The sequence below is a fragment of the Nostoc sp. PCC 7107 genome (genome assembly GCF_000316625.1).
In the GTDB taxonomy this organism is placed as follows: Bacteria; Cyanobacteriota; Cyanobacteriia; order Cyanobacteriales; family Nostocaceae; genus Nostoc_B.
Genome location: NC_019676.1, coordinates 3,244,514 through 3,265,237, shown reverse-complemented (window position 1 = coordinate 3,265,237; position 20,724 = coordinate 3,244,514). Strand labels below are relative to the sequence as shown.

Genomic DNA, 20,724 nt, shown 5'->3' with positions numbered 1-20,724 from the left:
TAGAGTCCTAGGACTAAACATTAGCAAAGTCCGTTCCTCTTAAAAAATGCTTGCTCGATAACGAGATAGGTGCTATATTAATTAATCGATGGGTAAATGGCGAGCGTAGCCAAGTGGTTAAGGCAGTGGTTTGTGGTACCACCATTCGTGGGTTCAATTCCCATCGTTCGCCCTGATTACTATAAGTTACTAATATCAACGGTGTAAACCGGAATAGCCAAATGTGGTTTTGGTAATTTCGGTAAAAACTTTGTCAAAACTTTAATTTTCATAAAAGGCAAATAACAGCCTCAAGCAGAAAAATTAAACGCACAACAGCTTATCCAATCTTGCTTAAGTTGGAAATAGAAGATTAAAAAGGGAAGCAAATTGGTTTTTTTGCTTCCCAATAAATTTTTTATTTGCAAAAATCACTATTAGAAAATTCCTAAAAGAAAGATAAAAGTCACGCCACAGAATACCATGAATGAAATAATCAAGATATTGCCTATGCTGTGGTCGGTAGTTGGTAATTTATGCGAATGGTCTTGCATATACACCGTCCCTAATTGAATCATTATGTGGTGCAATTATAGCTACAACGAATTGGAATTAATTTAACTAATCTCAAAAGTTGATTTTATTTGATTTAAGTTCAAATTTATTGTCAGTTTTAAACCAAAAATATTAACTTTTATTACTGATGTTATCGGAAGAATTGAATCAATTGAAAAAAGTTAAACTTGAATAGATTGCTACTATAGTTAATTGTCAAAAAATGTATAGGCTATGACTAGTAGCCTGACTAAAGATAAGTATAATTTTTTATTGCCAAATAAAAAAATAATTTTAAACTAGCTTTTTTCGAGACATTAACCAAGATGGAAATTATCAGTATCCATCCTGAGATAGCCTTTAGATTAGGACTTACGCAAAACACCTCTCAAACTCTCATTTCTCCGTGACCTCTGCGTCTCTGTGGTTCGATTTTCCGTAGCCTGTGCGTAAGTCCTGTAGATAAAAAATGCCATCTTTGATAATTCAGGTAATGAAAGCATTAGAGAAACTGAATCATCCTCAAGTTAGGAAAATTGTCCACCTTTAGTTAGAGGGAATAATACTGAGTTATCGCTACTTTAAGTAAAGAAGAACACGAATGAAGCCCGTAAACTTGGAAACACAGATAGAAATAATTTATCTGTGTTTATTTGTGTTTGTACCTATTGATTTTGAGGTGAATATGTCTGAATTAATTCAAGCAGTCCTAGAGAGTGAAGAAAAAAATGATTTACGAGCCTTTCTTAGTCAACTACGCCAACAAGACAAAAATTACTTGCTGCGGAATGACATATTGTATGTGTATAGTGAATACTGTGCTAAAAACGAGAAGCCCGAAGAGTTATACACTTTTTCTCTCTTAGGGAAACTCCTCTACTACACTCAAGAAATCATTCAAGAAGACTCCAATTTCTGTTTTATTATCCGTCCTCAGATTGCTAGTCAAGAAGTTTATCGGCTAACAGCAGACTTGAGTGTAGAAGCAATGACAGTACAAGAACTGCTAGATTTGCGCGATCGCCTAGTCAACAAATATCATCCCAACGAAGGCGACTTGCTAGAATTAGACTTCGGCCCTTTTTACGATTACACACCAGTCATCCGCGACCCCAAAAATATCGGTAAAGGCGTACAATATCTCAACCGTTATCTTTCTAGCAAACTCTTTCAAGACCCCAAACAATGGCTAGAAAGCTTATTTAGTTTTTTGCGCCTGCATCAATATAACGGTATTCAACTACTAATTAACAATCGGATTCAATCACAGCAGCAACTATCGCAACAAGTTAAAAAAGCGATCGCATTTGTCACCGAACGGCCTAGTGATGAACTCTACGATGAATTTCGCTTTCAATTGCAAACAATGGGTTTTGAACCAGGTTGGGGAAACACCGCACAACGGGTACAAGAAACCCTCAATATTTTAGATGAATTAATTGACTCACCCGACCCTCAAACCTTAGAAGCCTTTATTTCCCGTGTCCCGATGATTTTTAGAATTGTCTTGGTTTCCGCACACGGTTGGTTTGGCCAAGAGGGAGTATTAGGAAGACCCGATACAGGTGGTCAAGTTGTTTACGTTCTCGACCAAGCCAGAAATTTAGAAAAGCAACTACAAGAAGATGTCTTACTTGCTGGTTTAGATGGACTTAACGTTAAACCAAAAGTAATTATTCTTTCTCGCTTGATTCCTCATAGCGATGGTACGCTGTGTAACCAAAGGCTAGAAAAAGTCCACAGTACAGACAATGCGTGGATTTTGCGTGTACCATTGCGAGACTTTAATCCCAACATGACGCAAAACTGGATTTCTCGATTTGAGTTTTGGCCTTATTTAGAAACCTTCGCCATTGACTCAGAAAGAGAACTGTTAGCCGAATTTCAAGGTAAACCCGACTTAATTGTAGGTAACTATACTGATGGAAACCTAGTCGCCTTTCTCTTGGCGCGACGGATGAAAGTTACCCAGTGTAATATCGCCCATGCTTTAGAAAAATCTAAATACTTATTTAGTAATCTTTATTGGCAAGATTTAGATGAGAAATATCATTTTTCATTACAATTTACTGCTGATTTGATCGCCATGAATGCGGCTAACTTTGTCGTCAGCAGTACTTATCAAGAAATTGTCGGTACACCTGATAGTGTAGGACAATATGAATCTTATAAATGCTTCACTATGCCTGAGTTGTATCATGTAGTGAATGGCATTGAATTATTTAGCCCTAAATTTAATGTTGTTCCGCCTGGGGTGAACGAGAATTATTACTTTCCCTACACACGAGTTCAAGAACGGGTAGAAAGCGATCGCTTGCGCTTGGACGAAATGTTATTTACCCTAGAAGATTCTAGTCAAATTTTTGGTCAACTCGATGACCCCAACAAGCGACCGATATTTTCAATGGCGCGTCTCGACCGCATTAAAAACTTGACTGGTTTAGCCGAATGTTTTGGTCAAAGTAAAGATTTGCAAGAGCATTGTAACTTAATTTTAGTTGCAGGTAAGTTACGCACCGAAGAATCAGATGACAACGAAGAACGTGATGAAATTATTAAACTTTATCACATTATTGATGAATACAATTTACATGGCAAAATTCGTTGGTTAGGTGTGCGCCTGTCAAAAAGTGATTCTGGTGAAATCTATCGCGTGATTGCTGACCGTAAAGGTATTTTTGTCCAACCAGCTTTATTTGAAGCCTTTGGTTTAACAATTTTAGAATCCATGATTTCTGGATTACCTAATTTCGCCACTCAATTTGGAGGGCCTTTAGAAATTATTCAAGATAAAGTTAATGGATTTTACATTAACCCCACGAATTTAACAGAAACAGCCACAAAAATATTATATTTTGTGACTAAGTGTGAGCAAAATCCTGAGTATTGGGAAGCAATTTCTCAGAAAGCAATTGACAGAGTTTACACTACATACACTTGGAAAATTCATACTACCAAGCTGTTATCTTTAGCTAGGATTTACGGTTTCTGGAACTTTATATCTAAAGAAAACCGCGAAGATTTATTACGCTATCTAGAAAGTTTATTTTATTTAATCTATAAACCTAGAGCGCAGCAACTTTTAGAACAGCATAAATATCGATAATTATTTAAGGCAAAAGTTAAAAGGTAAAAGGCGAAAGCTTCTCTTATTTTAACTTTTACCTTTTCTTTTTATCTTGTGAGAAATAACCAAGTTCTTGGCCCAACTATCCCATCTGTGGTTAAATTACGGCGGCTTTGAAAAGCTTTCACCGCACTTTCTGTCACCGCCCCATAAACCCCATCAACGCGCATCGCATAGCCGTTAGCTATGAGTAGCTTTTGCAGAACTCTGACAGCTAAACCAGAATTACCAAAACGTAGATTAGGGACAGTTCGTCCAGAAAATCTTGAAGCCCTGGCTAACAGAATTTCTTCATCATTAAGCCGTTGAGCTATCAGGCGTTGTGAACGTGAAAACTTGACATTTACAGGTTGAAAATTCTTAAATTCAGATAAGCTATATAAATCTTTAGTAGGTTTTTTCTCTGTTTTTTTGACTAGAATTTTTTCAGGCTCAGAATTAAAAGCTACGAGAGTAGCTTGAGGCTTTTCTTTAAGCTGCGTGAATTCAGATGGCGTGATGTTTGGATCTGGATCAAATTGAGATGACTGCCCCTGTGGTGTTGTCTGCACGCCATTGTCTAGCTGAATTACAGGCTGCTGGTTTAAATGAGACGGAGATGGTTGTTTTGCAATTAACATACCCGTCATCAGCAGGACAATATCACTCATTGTTTTTGATGTTATTAACACCCATATTTCCTTTGACAGAAAAATTTTTGTGGTTCCGGAATGGTGTGTCCTAAAAATAAAAAAATATAAGAATTTTTGGCGAAGTGAAATAGACGCGATCGCCAGGCGATGATCAATCATGCCTTACACAATCGATTATGACCCGTCTACTTTTTTTCTTTTTTTTATGTCTCTGCTTTCCTTGAAAATAATAAACTCTAGATAATAAAAAAATTGTTCTATCTTAAGCGGTATCTCTAAGGGTTAATAAGATTTGAATAAGAAAAATACTTTATTTTTTAGACTTGATGAAGATACAAAAATATGGTTACATAGCAAACAAAATACCAAATTAACTCTACCGATAAACAGAAGCGATCGCTGTATAAAAGTAACAAGCAATCGCTATCTGAATAATTATCATTAGCCAATGCTAGAGATAACAGGATGGAAGTAAAAAGCAAAACCTAAAACTGTATATGCCGCTAACAGCAAAATGCCTTCCAACCAATTAGATTTACCATCAGAACTAATACTGTTAGCAATTAATACCGACACAGCCACAGCTACCAATTCAAAAGGATTAAAATCTAAATCCATTGGTTTACCCAAAAACCATCCGGCTATTACTAACACCGGGGCTACAAATAAGGCAATCTGCATACTGGAACCTACCGCCACAGATACAGAAAGATCCATTTTATCTTTCATCGCTACGGTTACAGCAGTGGCGTGTTCTGCGGCATTACCCACAATCGGAACTAAAATTACCCCTGTGAACAATGCTGTTAAACCAAGCTGAGATGTAGCTACCTCTAAAGAATCCACCAGCATTTCTGATTCAAGTGCAACTAGCAAGGTACATACCAACAACACCCCACTCCACAACCAAATATTTGGTTTTTCGTGGGAATCTTCCTTATCTTCCGCCTCAGAAACACCCACATCATATAGATAGGCGTGGGTTTTCATCGAAAACAGCAGCGTCAAGGCGTAGACTAAAATTAACACCACTGCTACAGCCAGAGAAAGATGTTGTAAGGTTTGTTCGTTAATGCCTTGGGAAGTATAGTTCATGGCCGTTGGTAGCAAAATTGCAATCACAGCCAAATTCATCGAAGCTGCATTTACCCGCGCCACAATGGGCTGAAATGTTTGTTCTTTGTGGCGTAGTCCTCCCAAAAACATCGAAAGACCCATCACCAGCAATAAGTTACTGACAATCGAGCCTGTGATGCTGGCTTTAACTACATTTACCAGTCCAGCATTCAAAGCGATTAAAGCAATGATCAACTCTGTCGCATTACCAAAGGTGGCGTTTAATAATCCTCCCAGGGTTGGGCCTACTACCACCGCAATTTCTTCAGTGGCTGTCCCCATCCAAGCCGCTAAAGGCAAAATAGCTAAACCAGCGGCGACAAATACAATTAAATCTCCCCATTCAAGAAAATGAGCCGCCAAGGAAATTGGAATAAACAGCAGCAGCACGAAAAAAACAATGTTTTTAACTGACATTTGGTTACTTCAGTAAAAGGTATCCTAGAAAAATGCTGAATCAAGCATGGGGAAGATGAGAAAGTTAAGGAACTCCCGTAGGACTTACACACAAAGATTTTTTGTTGAGACTGGGTGTAGGGAAGTAAGGGTTTTGAATATCTATTCCCTTACACCCTTCCCCAAATCCTGAATTATTCTTCCCGATCTGGCTTATCTTTCTCATCCTCCGCAGTACTCATAATTCCGCACTCCAATAGGATACTCTCAACCATCAGTTAACCCATTGAGAGAATTTACTAAACTCAGCCCTGTTAATGAAAATTAGTTTTGTGAGATTATGTAAATTAAAGTTGCGTTTTACAGATTTTTTGCAATCTTTTTTAGTAAAAATATCAGTTTGGCAGTAGCAAACTACACAAGAAATCGAGTTTAATAGATTAGAAGAAGATAAAATTTTTTGTGGCATTGGAACTGCCAAAATAAAAACCTGAATAAAGGTGTTGTTAGATGGCTGAGAATTTAGTGAAACTTGAGAAACAACCATCAGATAACGCAGATTTCCCACTCTAGTCAGACTGCTTTCTCAGGAATTAGACTGTATCCTAGACACATAGTTTTAGTCTATACCGGATTTTGTCAGCAACCCTGTTTAGATCAGGTTAGCACACAGCGCTTTGAGCGTTACTAAAAGTTTTTGTTTTGGATAAATATACATGACTTCTGCTGCTGAATTGCCAGGAAGCACTGGCGCTACGTTTACTCATTATCCCACTGCCCAAAATACTCACCAGAATGATCCCCTGAGAACATCTACTGGTGTGTATGTCACGGTGCATGGTCATTTTTATCAACCACCGCGCGAAAACCCTTATCTAGACGCAATTGAGCGTCAACCAAGTGCTGCACCTTTCCATGATTGGAATGAGCGAATTCACTATGAATGCTATCGTCCTAATGCCTTTGCCCGAATTTTGAACGATCAGGGCGAAGTCGTGGGGATCGTGAATAATTACGAGTATCTCAGCTTTAACATTGGCCCTACCTTGATGTCGTGGCTAGAACGCTACGATGTGGAGGTTTATCAACGAATATTAGAAGCAGATGCCAAAAGCGCCGATCGCTTGCAAGGTCATGGCAATGCGATCGCGCAAGTATATAATCACATCATCATGCCTCTGGCTAACGAACGCGATAAATACACACAAATTCGCTGGGGCAAAGAAGACTTTAAATCCCGCTTTGGCCGCGATCCCGAAGGTATTTGGTTAGCAGAAACAGGTGTAGACTACGCAACCATAGAAGCTTTAATTGCTGAAGGTATTCGTTTCATTATCTTGGCACCATCGCAAGCACAGCGTTGCCGTCCTTTAGCAACTCCAAATGATCCCCAACCAGAATGGTACGAAGTTGGCGGTAGTCAGATTGATCCCACCCGTCCCTATCGTTGCTATTTGAAGCCAACTTTAAAGATTGCAGCTTCACCACTGAGTAGTGTCTCTTCCACAGAAAGTATTGACGTATCTGTAGAAGGGCTACCCTATATCGATATCTTTTTCTACGATGGCCCAATATCACGGGATATGGGTTTTACAGATGTTACTTATAGTTCCAATTACTTGGCTGGACGCATTGGTTCAGCTGTACGAGGGGATCATCGTCAAGCCCAATTGATTTCTGTCGCCACCGATGGAGAAACTTTTGGACATCATAAAAAAGGCACAGAAAAAACCTTAGCTTACGCCTTTACACAAGAATTTCCTCGTCACGATTGGACAGTCACCAACTTTGCCCATTACCTCAGCTTAAATCTTCCCACCTGGGAAGTAGAACTCAAGCCCATCACTGCTTGGAGTTGCGCCCACGGTGTAGATAGATGGCAAGATGACTGTGGTTGTGGTGGTGAAGGGGGTGTTTGGCATCAAAAATGGCGGCGGCCTTTACGCAATGCCTTAAATTGGCTGCGGGATCAGTTAGTTGAAGTATATGAAGAATATGGACAGCTATTTTTCAAAGATCCTTGGTTAGCTAGAGATGAATATATCAAAGTCCTCCGCGATCGCACAAGCGCCAATGTCAGCCGCTTCTTGTCTCGTCATCAAACGCACAAACTCACCGCCGCCGAACAAGTAGATGCTTTGCGGTTATTGGAAATGCAGCGTCATGCTTTGTTAATGTTCACCAGTTGCGGTTGGTTTTTTGAAGAACTATCTCGCCCAGAAGGAACTCAGATTCTCCGTTACGCTTCCCGTGCGTTAGAACTGGCGGGAGATGTGGCTGGTGTGCAATTAGAAAAAGGCTTTGTCAAACGCCTGGGTTTAGCACCCAGCAATGTAGACTTTTTCAAGCACGGGGGCGAAATTTATCGTCAGTTGGTACTAACGGCTCAAGTTAGCTTCAAGCAAGTTGCTGCCCACTATGCGATTACTTCACTGTTTAATAATCATAGACCAGCCGAAACTTGCAATTTTCCCGGACGAGATACCGCGAGTAAACTACATCATCCTTGCCAGAAGCGAGTTTATTGCTACACCAGCAATGAGTTAGACTACCAACGGCAAAGTATGGGGGCGCTAACTTTGGTTGTCGGACATTTAAAGTTAGTTTCCGAAATTACCTGGGAAAGCGAACATTTAGTATTTGCTGTGTTGCATTTAGGCGGTTGGGATTTTCACTGCTGTATTCAACAATTTACTGGGCGACGTGATTACAGCCAATTTAAAGAAAAATTGTTTACCGCATTCCAACAAGCCAGCGCAGCCCACACCATTTTGGTGATGACACAGTTATTTGGCAATGAAACCTTCAGCTTACAGAATCTCTTTGCCGAAGAACGTCATCGAATTATGCGGTTAATCAATCAAGAAACATTGAACCGATTAGACCAACTGTATACTCAAACATACCGAGAAAATTACGGTGTACTCATGGCATTCCATCGGGATGAACTAGAAGTACCCCAAGAATTGCAAGTAGCAGCGGAGATTGCTTTAGGATATCGCTGTATGACCACATTGCGATCGCTAGAACAAGATATCGCTGAACCGCAATCTTGTTGGAATCACATTGTAGAACTAAACGCGATCGCCACAGAAGCTAAACATCTGCGTTGTCGCTTAAATATTCCTGAAGGTAAGCAAATATTACAGCAATTGATTTTGCGATCGCTCTGGCAATTATTACACGATGCCAACGGTAGTTTTACCACAGATATCCAATTGTTAGAAAGATTGATTGATGTTGGACATCAACTCAACTTGGGTATTTCTCTATATCGTTCTCAAGAACTCTACTTTAGTTGTCTGCACAGTCAGATAGCACCTGCTTGTATAACCAGCCTGATTAAAAAAGAAGATACTAGTCAGTGTCGGCAATTATTGAAATTAGGTCAAAAGTTAGGAGTTGATGTCAATGCTATTTTGAGTCGTTTAGATTAATTCATTCCTAGAACTCAAATCCCCGACTTCTTTGAGAAGTCGGGGATTTTACTATCTGTGCTATTTTTAGAGAAAAATTCAGTACTTTATCTGAAGTTGAGAAATGATCGCTCCTATTAGCCTAAATTTAGGGGAGCGATCGCTGCACAAACAAAAGTGGAACATTAGCAATTATGTACTGAGTAGTAACTTCAATTAACAGACTTAGGATAGATTTACTATGTATCATTAGACTGATATGACATTCCTAAATCGTTTGTCAACTCAAAGATCCCCGGTTTCTTTCATAAGTCGGGGATCTGAGCCTCTCGATTTTCACAAATTACTTTATACATTCTTTGTTTCCTGTTCCCTACCCTAACTGCTATGTGACGATGCTGTTGGATTTGCGAAAATTTTTGTGTAGCTTGTCATTGATGATTATTGACCAATACAACTATTGACAAATATTTATGACTCGTATTATCGGTTTAATTAGTGGTACATCTGTAGATGGCATTGACGCTGCTTTAGTAGATATTTCTGGTACAGATTTAGATCTCAAAGTTGAGTTGTTAGCAGGGCAAACATATCCTTATCCTGCCGAACTCAGAGAAAGGATTTTAGCTGTTTGTGCAGGCAGAGCCATCTCAATGGCAGAATTTGCCGAATTAGATGATGCGATCGCCTCCAGCTTTGCTCAAGCTGCGGAAAATATTCAAACAGGTCATCAGCCAGCAACTTTAATTGGTTCCCACGGGCAAACAGTCTACCATCGACCACCCATACAGGCAGGGGAGAATAACTCCTGTTTAGGCTATACCCTGCAACTTGGACGCGGTGATTTGATTGCGAGTATCACCGGAATCACCACTATCAGTAATTTTCGGGTGGCTGATATTGCTATTGGTGGTCATGGCGCACCACTTGTACCCAGAGTTGATGCTTATTTACTCAGTCACCCAGAAGAAGGACGCTGCATTCAAAATCTCGGCGGTATCGGTAATGTAGCTTATATCCCACCGCGCCGCGACAACTGGTTAGAAAAAATGCGTGGTTGGGATACTGGCCCAGGCAATAGCTTGTTAGATTTGGCAGTAGAGCATTTAACCAATGGTGCAAAAACCTACGATGAAGATGGTAAATGGGCTGCTACTGGTAGTCCTTGTCAACCTTTGATTGAACAATGGTTGCAGCAAGATTATTTTCATCTACCACCACCCAAATCGACAGGACGTGAATTATTTGGTGTAGATTACTTAAATCAATGTTTAAAAGATGCCGGGCCATACCAACTTAGCCCAGCTGACTTTTTAGCAACCCTAACAGAACTAACTGCTGCTTCGATTGTTCACAGTTACCAAACTTTTTTGCCGCAAATGCCACAACGCGTATTTTTATGTGGTGGCGGTAGTCGCAATTTATATTTAAAACAAAGATTACAGTCATTACTCAAAACAATCCCCGTCTTAACTACCCATGAAGTCGGCTTGAGTGCAGATTTTAAAGAAGCGATCGCATTTGCGGTTTTAGCCTACTGGCGACAGCTAGGTATCCCCGGAAACCTACCATCTGCAACAGGCGCACCTTATGAAGTACTACTAGGAGACATTCACCCAGCTAAAAAATAAGTTTTGCTGACTTAAGCACCTGACATTTTCAGGTTTCAAATATATCTTTGATTCGTAAGGGTACTCGATCAAGACAAGGAACTTAAAAGGTGGGTCACACTTTTTTAATGGAACCAGGACGCTGGACATTACAAGGCAATTGGCTAGAACGCAATGGAATGCCAATCAGCGTAAAGGGTATGACCTTGGTTGCTTGGAATCGAGATAACTGGTTCACAATGGCAACAAAGCTGATTTTTCCTGGCAGCGATCGCTCGGAAATCTCTTTACTATACAAAGGGCGTTTGCACGAAGGCGAGCGCCAGTATACTTTTTTGCTTCAGCATAACCTTTTCGGGCAAATTGAAGGCGAAGGCTGGATTGGGCTAGATACAATTGTCCAGCGCTATTGGGTACTAAGCGATCGCCAACGTCGCAGTGGCTTTGAAACAGCCTATCGTCTCTCTAATGATACTTACTATTTAAGTTGTGGGGTTATGTCAGGTCATTCTCTCACTAGTACGATGGAAGCCAGCTTAGAACGTCAACCGCTGAAATAGTTCTGAGTGCTGAGTTAAAACTAGGGATTAAAGCCAGGACGAGCGATCGCAAATCAATAGAAACTATAGATAATTATTTAGTTAAATTTGGGCAGACTAAAAATAAATCAACATCATAGTGCGGAATGTTAGCCAACTTCAGAATGAATCTACCATTCCGTGGATTTGAATTGGCATCTTCCAGCAGTTGTAAAAACTACTTGCTTATAAACCGCAGGTCAATACTAGAAGTTCTCGGCCAGAGAACTCAATACTGCTTCTGAACTTTAATGATGAGTTTAGAAACAAATTCTAGACAAATCAAAAATGCCAGTTTTTAAACGTACTTATTTTTCTACACACTTACCATCAATCTGCTTTTGGAGTCGAATGTTTTATGTCAGACCCCAACATTGGACGCTTACTCGGCAAACGCTATCAGCTTCAGGAATTAATTGGTACTGGAGCAATGGGTCGAGTGTATCGTGCTAAAGATATTTTGTTGGGAGGTGTACCTGTTGCTGTCAAGTTCCTCGCTCTGTCGATTCTAAATGAAAAAATGCGGTTACAAGAACGCTTTGAGAGAGAAGCGAAAACCTGTGCTTTGTTAGGGCAAAAAAGCATTCATATTGTCAGAGTTATGGATTATGGCGTAGATGAAAATAATACGCCGTTTTACGTGATGGAATATCTTCAAGGACACAGCCTGAGTCAGATTATTCGTCAGCACCATTTAGCATTACCCAGATTCTTGAGTATGGTGCGACAAATCAGCTTGGGCTTACAATGCGCCCACGATGGTATCCCGGTTGATGGCACTATTTACCCAATTATTCATCGTGACATTAAACCCAGCAATATGCTGGTAATTCAAGACTCTAGCTTTGGGGAATTAGTCAAGATTCTCGATTTTGGGATTGCTAAGTTACTCCAAGGAAATAAAGACCAGACAAAATTTTATTTGGGAACTTTGGCTTATTCATCTCCCGAACAGATGGAAGGGAAGGAATTAGACAATCGCTCAGATATTTACAGTTTAGGTGTGATGATGTTTGAAATGCTGACAGGCAAGATGCCGTTAGTAGCACCCACTCATTCTTTTGGTGCATGGTATAAAACCCATCACTCTGTTGAACCACGCTCTTTTACTGAGGTTCATCCTGGGTTACAAATTCCCCAAGAGTTACAAAATTTAGTTATGAGTTGTCTGGCTAAAGCACCAAGCGATCGCCCTCAAACGGTGAGTGATATCTTGAAGGTCTTAGAATCAATCGAACAAAATTATCGCTCACCCATCGTTCAGCCAAATAACCCAGCACCCAAACCTGTAGCTAGTCGTAGCTTAACAATGCCCGTAGAGGTTCAGCCAAAAACAAAAGCTGATGTACAGGTGTTACCTTCCAATGATGAAATTCTGCGCTCTGTTTCTTGGCCAGACAATAAGCCAATTGCCGATATTGTTTTTCCCCATAAGATTCGTGTTAATAACGAAGTTGTGCCTACTCTTTGGGTAATGCTACCACAACAGGAAATTATCAAAAGGTTTGCCTGCGATCGTTATAATCAATTTCTATTTCTGCCCGCCCCTCACCCAATGGCACTATGGATTACTGTTATCTACAATCGTAAACACGGTGTGAAGTGGTTGCCTTACTATCTTGATCTCAAGACTACTTTTGGACAAGAAATAGCTAGATTACTAGCAAACACTGGTTACTATCGATTGTTATTCTTTGCGCGGGAAGCTCCAAGTCGCTGTTCTCATATCCTACTTTGCAGTATTGCTGCGGCTCAACGCCAAAACCTAGAACAGTGGGCAAAAGAAAGTCAAATCTCAGCTTCATCAGTTGATCCGCAGCTTAGTAAAAATGTACTAAAAAATGAATACGAAAGAATTAAACCCCAAATCTTATCTAAATTAGAAGCAATGGCTACAGACATTCCCCTCGATCTTTCGAGCTAGGATGTAGATGATTGCAAAATGTAAACTTTTATAACAAAAAATCTATATTCGGTTGTAAGGCTTACGTTATAGCAAATATAATGATTAGCGATGGCAAGTGGTCAACTAAGATTAATTGGATCTACGCAAATCGTGCTATGTATCCAATACAGCATCTAAATTAGTTTACTTAAATAGCCATGACTTATGCGTAGTGGCTACTTAACAATTGCTAATTTATCCCCTGCAATACAATTTAGTCTTAACAAATATGTGCAGCCTTTATTTTGGCTTGGCATGGAGTTAGGTTAAAAACAATCAATTTACAATTGCTGAACTAAAGTTGACGCCCCAGCATCCCCAGCTCATTTCCTTCGTTGGAACCGAGCAAGAGAAGGAGGTCGCCCACTGCGACACAAAAATAATGCTATGCCAGAGTGGAACCCGAATCTAAGCCCCACTGATGCTTGAGCAACTCTTGGTAAGTAGCTTCGCGCACAACCATTTGTTCATAAAGTTTGACTAAAAAGTCTTTCGCTTGGTCGTGGCTCATGTGCTGCACTTGAGTAGCAAATGAACGGATGCTGAATTGTTGTTCCAAAGATAATTCAATTGGCTGGTTCATAGTAAACTCCGAAAACAACGCGTAAAAAAGAGATTTAGCGGGAGAAATTCTATCCTACCTGAGATAGTTGGAGGGCTAAGAGTAGCTCTACATTTGTTCCTACGTATTAAGAAAGATAACAATTGTTTGACTATTTGCCCACACCCCTTGGGATAAATTTTTAGTGTCTTTAACAGCTTTTGCCTAAACCTACTGGTATACAACTCAAGTACGCTGAGGCATATTCCGGGAAATTTCACAAATAGTGAAATTAAATACCTGATTTTAGCCTTGCCGAGTCTTAGCTTCTCTAGGTGGAGAAGCCTATTGGTGCAAGGTTAAATATAAGGTATTAAACCTGAATTATATGCGCCATATCGTATTAGGTGCAAGATGTCAATTCAACAAATTATAGAAACTTAGCCTCCAACTGCTAAATTTTGGAAGTTAAAAGTATTTTTATCAAGTTGTAAAGAATAAAAATGCTCAGGCTGAACAAATTGCTGAGTATATTTACTAAAAATAAAGTTCTGAGTCAAGCAATTTTGGATTTGGCAAAAATTTGCGTCAGAGGGTGGGAGAGATAGCCTCATCACAAGCCTTCCCCTTTTGGAACTACCGAAAAAGATTATTGTCTGTTTTCCGGCGTATAAAGCTAGAACTTACGACGCACAAAGATTTGGGCATAGGGGTGATCAAACTCAGATTATCCCGTTATTCTTAGAGTTATTACTTGTCACTCTGTTAAAGCCCTACACTTGTGAGCGTATCCCCACACTCTTCTCTAAAACCTTAATTTTTCGTTTTATGGTGTAAGTTCCCATGAAGCAACTGTCATAAACAACAAAGAACTCGACTACAAAGGCTTTTTACCAAGCAGCAACCGGTGGGTTTGAAGCATGAAGCAATGTTTGTCAAAATGACTTTTGACCAGTGACTATTGACGAATTGCGGTCTGCTAAGTCAATTTTGTAGTTCTACGATGACAACGGTAATGTTATCATGTCCGCCTTGCTCCTTGGCAGCTTCTATTAGAGAAATAGAGGCTTTTTCTAGCGAGGGGTATTGCAGATAATCAGCAATCTTTTCGTCTACCAGTTCTTCGGTTAGACCATCACTACATAATAGTAAGCGATCGCCTGCGCTCAAATTCAGCAGTTGCACATCAAATTGATTTAGGTCTTCCCGACCCAAACAACGCGATAACACATGGCGGAAGGGGTGCATTCTGGCTTCTTCTGGAGTGATGTCACCAACCTTAATTGCTCTTGCTACCCAAGTATGGTCTTCAGTGATTTGCTCTAGCTGTGACCTACGTAAGCGATACAATCTAGAGTCACCGATGTGAGCGCACCAAGGAGCTTCTACTTGGCGAAAAAGTACTACTACAACAGTAGTACCCATATCCGCGCGTTCTGGATGATTTTGCTGATCCTGCAAAATCGCTTCATTAGCTTGCCACAAAGCCTTTTCGAGTAATTCTGGGTCTGACTCAGGCAAATTCCAATTTGCCACTAAATAGGCTTGAATTTCGCGTGTTGCAATATGGCTTGCTTCTTCACCACCAGCATGACCACCCATCCCATCAGCGACAATAAAAAATCGTCCTTCGGGATCGACATAATAAGCATCTTGGTTACTAGAACGAATAAGTCCCGGATCACTAAAACCCGTGAATTTCAATTTCATAATTTTTTAAGGCAATAATTAATACATACGTTCATAACGGTCGAGGCGAAGAAGCAAGCGGATCAGGATTACTGAGACTGCTGCTGCAATCAAACCAGCGAGCAGAGCCAACCATACATAATGATTCACCAATAAAATGGTAGCTGACAGAGTAAATCCACTGATTATCAAAGCATAACTGATTCCTAGTTGAATATTTCCCTGTCGCCGCAACAGGCGTTCTGATTCTATGGAACGCACGCGCACGCGCATGTCGCCACGCTCTAATTTTTCTAGGGTATCTTCTAGCCTACGTGGTAGCCCGAATGCCGTCGTACTCACCTGTACTGCTTGACGACTTAATTCATTGAGGAAGCTATTACTGTCAGCGCCATTCATGTTTGTCATAAGCTGCATTGCATAAGGTTGAGCAACTTCCATAAAATTAAACTCTGGATCTAAGCCTTTACCTACCCCCTCTAGAGTGGAAAAAGCTCGCATCACAAAAGTGAAAGTTGCGGGAAATCTAAATGGCTGATTATAAGCTATTTCGTATAGATCATCACTAATTGCTGCCACTGATTGTGCTTCAAACGGCTTATCCATAAAATTATCCAGCATATACTGGACAGAACGCCGTACTGGCCCCATATCATCCACTGGTGCGATCGCGCCTAAATTAACCAGTGATTCTACCACGCGATCGCCATCTTTTTGGGCAATACCAAACAAAGTTTCCATCAGTCCTTCTCGGACATTGGACTTAATTCGCCCCATCATGCCAAAGTCATAGAATATCAAACCACCACCATCTGCACTGACAGCTATGTTACCTGGATGGGGGTCAGCATGGAAAAAGCCATTATTCAGCAGTTGATGTAAATAAGCTTGAGCGCCTTGACGCGCAATTAACTTACGGTCTAAACCCGCAGCTTCTAAAGCTTCATATTGACTAATTTTAATTCCCGGCAGATATTCTAAAGTTAGAACCCGTGGGGAAGTGTAACGCCAATAAATTCTCGGAACTTTCACCCAGTCGTAACCCCGGAAGTTGCGGCGAAATGTATCAGCATTACGACCTTCGCTCAGATAATCAATTTCTTCCCAAAGAATGCGACAACATTCTTCATAAATTCCCATCCAATCTCGTCCCTTCCCCCACTTAGGATGGTTTTGGAAGTAACGAGCAATTCCTTTAAGAATTTGTAAATCTATTTCAAATAACTTCTTTAGCCCAGGACGCTGTACCTTAATAACAACAGCTTCCCCACTGTGCAGCACAGCTTTATGTACTTGTCCTAAACTTGCAGCCGCTAGAGGAATAGGTTCAAAACTTTGGAAAAGTTCAGGAATTTTTTTTCCCAGTTCTTGCCCGATAATCGTTTCTACTTGCTCATAGCTAAATGCTGGAACTTTATCTTGCAGCTTCGATAACTCTTCAACATATTCACTAGGAAATATATCAGCACGCGTCGAAAACAATTGCCCAACTTTAATAAAAGTCGGGCCTAAATCTAGTAGGGTGTTACGAACCCAAATTGCTTGAGCTTTACGCCTTGCTGCTTGTTTTGCTTCTGTTACACCACCTGGATAACTCCAAGATTTGTTGTAGCGCCACAATTTGAACATAAAGGTCAATACAAAAGACCAAATGTCCACAAAGCGACGTTTGCTAGAGTAATTTTCACGATTCCAACGGTATGCTTTGTCTGAATAACTTTGTTCCATATCTTTGGCGTACCGTTGGTTTGTCACTGAATCAACTGGAAGATAAGACACTCTGATCCCTAAACTGTGTTTGATAAAGGTGTCATTTGCTACTTGTCATTTGTCATGCCCTACGGTTACTCCTACGGAGAACTCGCCAGAGTAGCCGCACTGTACTAGGTCATTTGCGATGACTTGACTATTAACTATACAGAACTGCTGCGATAGCGCTGTAATTCATTACGCAATAGCGCAATTTCGGCTCTGAGTTCATCAATATTTGCTTGCAAATCAACGGGATCTTGACTAGATGTAGTTGCTTGTCCAGCATTAGCCGCTTCCGCTGCACGATTTGCTCGTTGTGTTACTTCTTCTGTAAACTGACGCAGTTGTTCTCTGGCTTCTGCATCAAATTTACCTAATTCACTCAACGCATCGGTTAAGGCAACCTCGAAACGTTCATTAATGACTTCAGCGACTGCTCTGCCTACAAAAAAGGCTTGTAAAAGGGGGTTACTCATAAATTTTTGTTACGCTCGTCCGCAAGAGAATTATAACTTGGCTGTATGCTTTGCCGCTGCTATCTGAGAGTTTGGAGTTAATTTTACAATACTCAATCATAACTATATAGATATGTGCTAATTAAGCTAGATAGCAAGCCCTAGATTAAGAAAATCTAAAAAAATTGAGTAATTTTTTGGGTATATATTCTGATTTACTTAATTTTTAATTAAAAAATGACAAATTGGCATATTTTTATTGAATAATGAAAAGCAGGAAATTGAAAATCAAGTTAGTGTATTAATCCATAAATGGCGAAACCTTGATTTAGAAGCAAGAGAAGTGATAGAGAATGCGATCGCTAAATTTAGCGTAGCAACAGACACAAGACAAAAACTCTCGAAACTGATTGATAAATATCCAAATATTACTGGCAATAACTGCATTTCATTGACAGGTCTAATCAACTTTTTTGAGCAAAAAATAAAATCAGATAAAACTCTGAGTAGTTTCTTGATCGATGTTGTTAATGGGCAATCAAATACATTAATTATGAGTACTACCTGTACTTAAAACTTGTACAGGAGCTAAACTAATACCTCGGACAAAAATATCTACACAGGTATCGATATATTCATCACAGCTATAATTCTTGTTCTTGAGTTTAGCATTGTGGCAAAGCATACCTGCAAGTAGCATTCCGGTAAACATATCAACTGCTGGCACTGGATCAAACTCAGGTCTGACTGTACCATTTTTCTGACAAGATTGAAGATAGGCAATGAGTTTTTCGCTTAATGGTTGAACAGCTTCTTGAATGACTTGTTTAGCTGCTTCTGGATGACGTTTAGCTTCCCCAATGAAGGTACGAATTAAGTCTTCTTGAGCTTCAAGCATACTGTTATAAAGTTTAGCATAGCGTCTCAAGTCAACACGCAAATTTTGTGTCCAAATTTCAGGGTGAGCCAAAGCTTCTATTTGGAGTGCGAGCGCATTTTCGATAACTGCTTTGAGGAGTTGTTCTTTGCTGGCAAAGTGACGAAATAATGTTACCTCATTCACGCCTGCAACGCGAGCTATTTGGCGGGTAGTTGCGCCTTGTACCCCTAAACTAGCAAATACCTGTGAAGCGGCTGCGATTAAACGTGTACGGGTGAGAGTGGATGAACGGATGTTTTTAGTCATTTTGCTTGCAAGTACTTACTTGCATTATATTTAAGACGGAAAAATGTTTTATTAAGCAACTTACTACAATATTTAGCAAAAAGTTGTAAAGTTAATAAAGCCTGAGAATACGTAAATTAATCAAGTTTGATAAAATTTCTATTTACTTGCGTGTATAGCGGTGCTTAACGCCGATGGGGAAATATTCGCGATCGCCTGTTGCAGCTAAAGCAACCTGTGGTGTTTGATATTCTGGGGGAACATAATTAGCAAACTCACCGTTGAGGCGTAACATCTGCGCCAGAATTGACTCAGTGATGGCTTGGCGTTTATCTTCACTACCTTCAACGCCTGGTGCTAGTTCGACAACTACAGATAAAAATCGGTTCTTGTCTGCATCTTCTTTAACTTGCAAGACGAATTTACCAGTCACCCATGCTTGTACAGCAGGTTGTTCTAAACCAACACTGACATTTTCGGGATAGATATTCGCGCCAAAGTAAGACACAGTAAAATTAGAGCGTCCAAAAACGTAGACGAAAGGTAAGGGGTGAATTCCTCTGGGGGAGTGCTGAGTGCTGAGTGCTGAGTTATTAGTGTCAGAACCAAGTGCTTCTAATGGGTTGAATTTCCATTCTGCTAAAAACTCAAGCATCGCATCGTAGGTAATAATTCCGCCTGTGTCGAGGATGTCGTAACGCACTAGGGGAATACCATTGTCGCCAGAAAATAGTAATGAGTTGTTCTGCGCCTCGAAAAAGCGACTGGTGGGGTCATATTGAACTAATGTGGGTAGACGAGATTCACCAAATAAAGTTCTAGCAGCATCGGGATTTTTAGCTAAGAAACGACGAATGCAGATACTCAAAGGTGTTTCATTACCTAACACGCCAGCATCCGCAGTTCCGTAAAGTGAAGCGAAATCGTAACAAGGGTTTTGCGAACCAATTCTTTCACCAACTAAACTGCGCCATTCTTCGCTGAATACTTCTCCCGCCATAACTAGCTTAATGTGATATTGTGACCATTCCACGCCACGACTAATACCTATATCAATGACATCTTTGAGGAATGGTGGATATCCCAAAAGGACAACTTGCTCAAAATTTACCCCCAGTTCTTGAACGACGCGCAAGATTTCTTCTTTGTTGTTACCGGGTGTAATAACGGTGAGGGGATAACCTTTACTCGCCAAATAGCGACAGCAATTAGTGGTGAACATTCCCCCCACCCAAGTTCCCAGGGTGAAACAAATTACTGCAAGGGTGCGTCTAGTGTCTGTAAAAAAACTATCATGAAAAATTTGCTCAAAGCGTGTAGCAATTTGCAGTTCATCGGTGAAGAAGCGAGGCCAAAATGTGGGTTTACCTGTGGAACCAGAAGAAGCGGCTATCATATCGCACTCTGCTAATTGACCATTGCGACACAAATCAGGCAGAGGATAACGTTGGATATAATTTTCTTTAGCGATCGCAGGTAATTGCTGAAAATCTTCTAAAGTTTGAATTATATCAGGATTAATTTCTCTTTCTGCTAAAAATGCCTTGTACGCTGGGACATTTGCGGCGACATCATGAAATAACGTTAAGACTGTTGGTGAACTAGCGGTGTTGCAGTGTCTCTGTAGTAGGGTTTCTATAGGTGTAGAGATAAAGTCCTCAAAGGCCTTGATGCTTCGCTGTTGTTGGGAATTAGCGTTCATAAATCTATATCTAGTCGTTGAATATCAAGCTAGATTTGATTTTAAACGCCCAGGAATATGGAGGTA

At 40.3% G+C, this 20,724-nt stretch carries 14 protein-coding genes and 1 tRNA gene; 7 read left to right on the top strand and 8 right to left on the bottom strand.

Features of this window, described 5'->3' with window-relative positions; translation table 11 throughout:
- Positions 1-99: 99 nt before the first annotated feature.
- Together NOS7107_RS13915 and NOS7107_RS13910 are read left to right on the top strand one after the other, a co-directional pair.
- Positions 100-172, top strand: a tRNA-His gene (locus NOS7107_RS13915).
- Positions 173-1,219: 1,047 nt separating this feature from the next.
- Entirely contained in the window at positions 1,220-3,640 is a 2,421-nt protein-coding gene (locus tag NOS7107_RS13910) for a sucrose synthase (RefSeq protein ID WP_044500799.1), read from the top strand.
- A gap of 68 nt (positions 3,641-3,708) precedes the next feature.
- On the opposite strand, the gene NOS7107_RS13905 is transcribed toward NOS7107_RS13910, so the two are convergent.
- The gene (locus tag NOS7107_RS13905; protein WP_044499968.1) at positions 3,709-4,311 is read right to left on the bottom strand and encodes a peptidoglycan-binding protein; all 603 of its coding nucleotides are present in this window, start codon (positions 4,309-4,311) and stop codon (positions 3,709-3,711) included.
- Positions 4,312-4,734: 423 nt separating this feature from the next.
- Positions 4,735-5,826 carry a calcium/proton exchanger gene (gene cax / locus NOS7107_RS13900; RefSeq protein ID WP_015113609.1) on the bottom strand — a complete coding sequence of 364 codons (1,092 nt, stop codon included), beginning with the start codon at positions 5,824-5,826 and terminating at the stop codon, positions 4,735-4,737.
- Positions 5,827-6,521: 695 nt separating this feature from the next.
- Here cax and NOS7107_RS13890 point away from each other — a divergent pair.
- From NOS7107_RS13890 to NOS7107_RS13875, 4 genes are all read left to right on the top strand, one after another.
- Positions 6,522-9,242, top strand: a complete 2,721-nt coding sequence (locus NOS7107_RS13890; RefSeq protein ID WP_015113608.1) for a DUF3536 domain-containing protein — start codon at positions 6,522-6,524, stop codon at positions 9,240-9,242.
- 452 nt (positions 9,243-9,694) lie between these two features.
- Complete coding sequence (locus tag NOS7107_RS13885; RefSeq protein ID WP_015113607.1) at positions 9,695-10,852, top strand: anhydro-N-acetylmuramic acid kinase; 1,158 nt, start codon at positions 9,695-9,697, stop codon at positions 10,850-10,852.
- Between the two features lie 89 nt (positions 10,853-10,941).
- Positions 10,942-11,391, top strand: a complete 450-nt coding sequence (locus NOS7107_RS13880) for a hypothetical protein (protein WP_015113606.1) — start codon at positions 10,942-10,944, stop codon at positions 11,389-11,391.
- Between the two features lie 376 nt (positions 11,392-11,767).
- A complete protein-coding gene (locus NOS7107_RS13875; protein WP_015113605.1) occupies positions 11,768-13,333 on the top strand; it encodes a serine/threonine-protein kinase in 1,566 nt (521 codons plus the stop codon).
- A 406-nt stretch (positions 13,334-13,739) separates the two neighbouring features.
- On the opposite strand, the gene NOS7107_RS13870 is transcribed toward NOS7107_RS13875, so the two are convergent.
- The 4 genes from NOS7107_RS13870 to NOS7107_RS13855 all read right to left on the bottom strand — a co-directional run bounded on the left by NOS7107_RS13870 (position 13,740) and on the right by NOS7107_RS13855 (position 17,812).
- Positions 13,740-13,937 carry an NblA/ycf18 family protein gene (locus NOS7107_RS13870; protein WP_015113604.1) on the bottom strand — a complete coding sequence of 66 codons (198 nt, stop codon included), beginning with the start codon at positions 13,935-13,937 and terminating at the stop codon, positions 13,740-13,742.
- A gap of 942 nt (positions 13,938-14,879) precedes the next feature.
- A complete protein-coding gene (locus NOS7107_RS13865; protein ID WP_015113603.1) occupies positions 14,880-15,605 on the bottom strand; it encodes a Stp1/IreP family PP2C-type Ser/Thr phosphatase in 726 nt (241 codons plus the stop codon).
- Positions 15,606-15,623: 18 nt separating this feature from the next.
- The gene (locus NOS7107_RS13860) at positions 15,624-17,312 is read right to left on the bottom strand and encodes an AarF/ABC1/UbiB kinase family protein (protein WP_015113602.1); all 1,689 of its coding nucleotides are present in this window, start codon (positions 17,310-17,312) and stop codon (positions 15,624-15,626) included.
- A gap of 185 nt (positions 17,313-17,497) precedes the next feature.
- Complete coding sequence (locus NOS7107_RS13855) at positions 17,498-17,812, bottom strand: DUF6825 family protein (protein WP_015113601.1); 315 nt, start codon at positions 17,810-17,812, stop codon at positions 17,498-17,500.
- Between the two features lie 238 nt (positions 17,813-18,050).
- Between NOS7107_RS13855 and NOS7107_RS13850 the strand changes: the two genes are divergently transcribed.
- The gene (locus tag NOS7107_RS13850; RefSeq protein WP_044499966.1) at positions 18,051-18,365 is read left to right on the top strand and encodes a hypothetical protein; all 315 of its coding nucleotides are present in this window, start codon (positions 18,051-18,053) and stop codon (positions 18,363-18,365) included.
- Here NOS7107_RS13850 and NOS7107_RS13845 read toward each other — a convergent pair.
- Complete coding sequence (locus NOS7107_RS13845) at positions 18,339-18,977, bottom strand: TetR/AcrR family transcriptional regulator (protein WP_015113600.1); 639 nt, start codon at positions 18,975-18,977, stop codon at positions 18,339-18,341. The two genes, NOS7107_RS13850 and NOS7107_RS13845, sit on opposite strands and share 27 nt — an antisense overlap.
- 142 nt (positions 18,978-19,119) lie before the next feature.
- A complete protein-coding gene (locus NOS7107_RS13840; protein WP_015113599.1) occupies positions 19,120-20,658 on the bottom strand; it encodes a phenylacetate--CoA ligase family protein in 1,539 nt (512 codons plus the stop codon).
- Positions 20,659-20,724 lie beyond the last annotated feature (66 nt).

Excerpts from the sequence above, each read along its gene's own strand:
- NOS7107_RS13905 (WP_044499968.1), bottom strand. The coding sequence starts at position 4,311 with ATGAGTGATATTGTCCTGCTGATGACGGGTATGTTAATTGCAAAACAA.
- NOS7107_RS13890 (WP_015113608.1), top strand. The coding sequence starts at position 6,522 with ATGACTTCTGCTGCTGAATTGCCAGGAAGCACTGGCGCTACGTTTACT.
- NOS7107_RS13875 (WP_015113605.1), top strand. The coding sequence starts at position 11,768 with ATGTCAGACCCCAACATTGGACGCTTACTCGGCAAACGCTATCAGCTT.
- NOS7107_RS13845 (WP_015113600.1), bottom strand. The coding sequence starts at position 18,977 with ATGACTAAAAACATCCGTTCATCCACTCTCACCCGTACACGTTTAATC.
- NOS7107_RS13885 (WP_015113607.1), top strand. The coding sequence starts at position 9,695 with ATGACTCGTATTATCGGTTTAATTAGTGGTACATCTGTAGATGGCATT.
- NOS7107_RS13840 (WP_015113599.1), bottom strand. The coding sequence starts at position 20,658 with ATGAACGCTAATTCCCAACAACAGCGAAGCATCAAGGCCTTTGAGGAC.
- NOS7107_RS13910 (WP_044500799.1), top strand. The coding sequence starts at position 1,220 with ATGTCTGAATTAATTCAAGCAGTCCTAGAGAGTGAAGAAAAAAATGAT.
- NOS7107_RS13870 (WP_015113604.1), bottom strand. The coding sequence starts at position 13,937 with ATGAACCAGCCAATTGAATTATCTTTGGAACAACAATTCAGCATCCGT.
- NOS7107_RS13860 (WP_015113602.1), bottom strand. The coding sequence starts at position 17,312 with ATGGAACAAAGTTATTCAGACAAAGCATACCGTTGGAATCGTGAAAAT.
- NOS7107_RS13855 (WP_015113601.1), bottom strand. The coding sequence starts at position 17,812 with ATGAGTAACCCCCTTTTACAAGCCTTTTTTGTAGGCAGAGCAGTCGCT.
- cax (WP_015113609.1), bottom strand. The coding sequence starts at position 5,826 with ATGTCAGTTAAAAACATTGTTTTTTTCGTGCTGCTGCTGTTTATTCCA.
- NOS7107_RS13865 (WP_015113603.1), bottom strand. The coding sequence starts at position 15,605 with ATGAAATTGAAATTCACGGGTTTTAGTGATCCGGGACTTATTCGTTCT.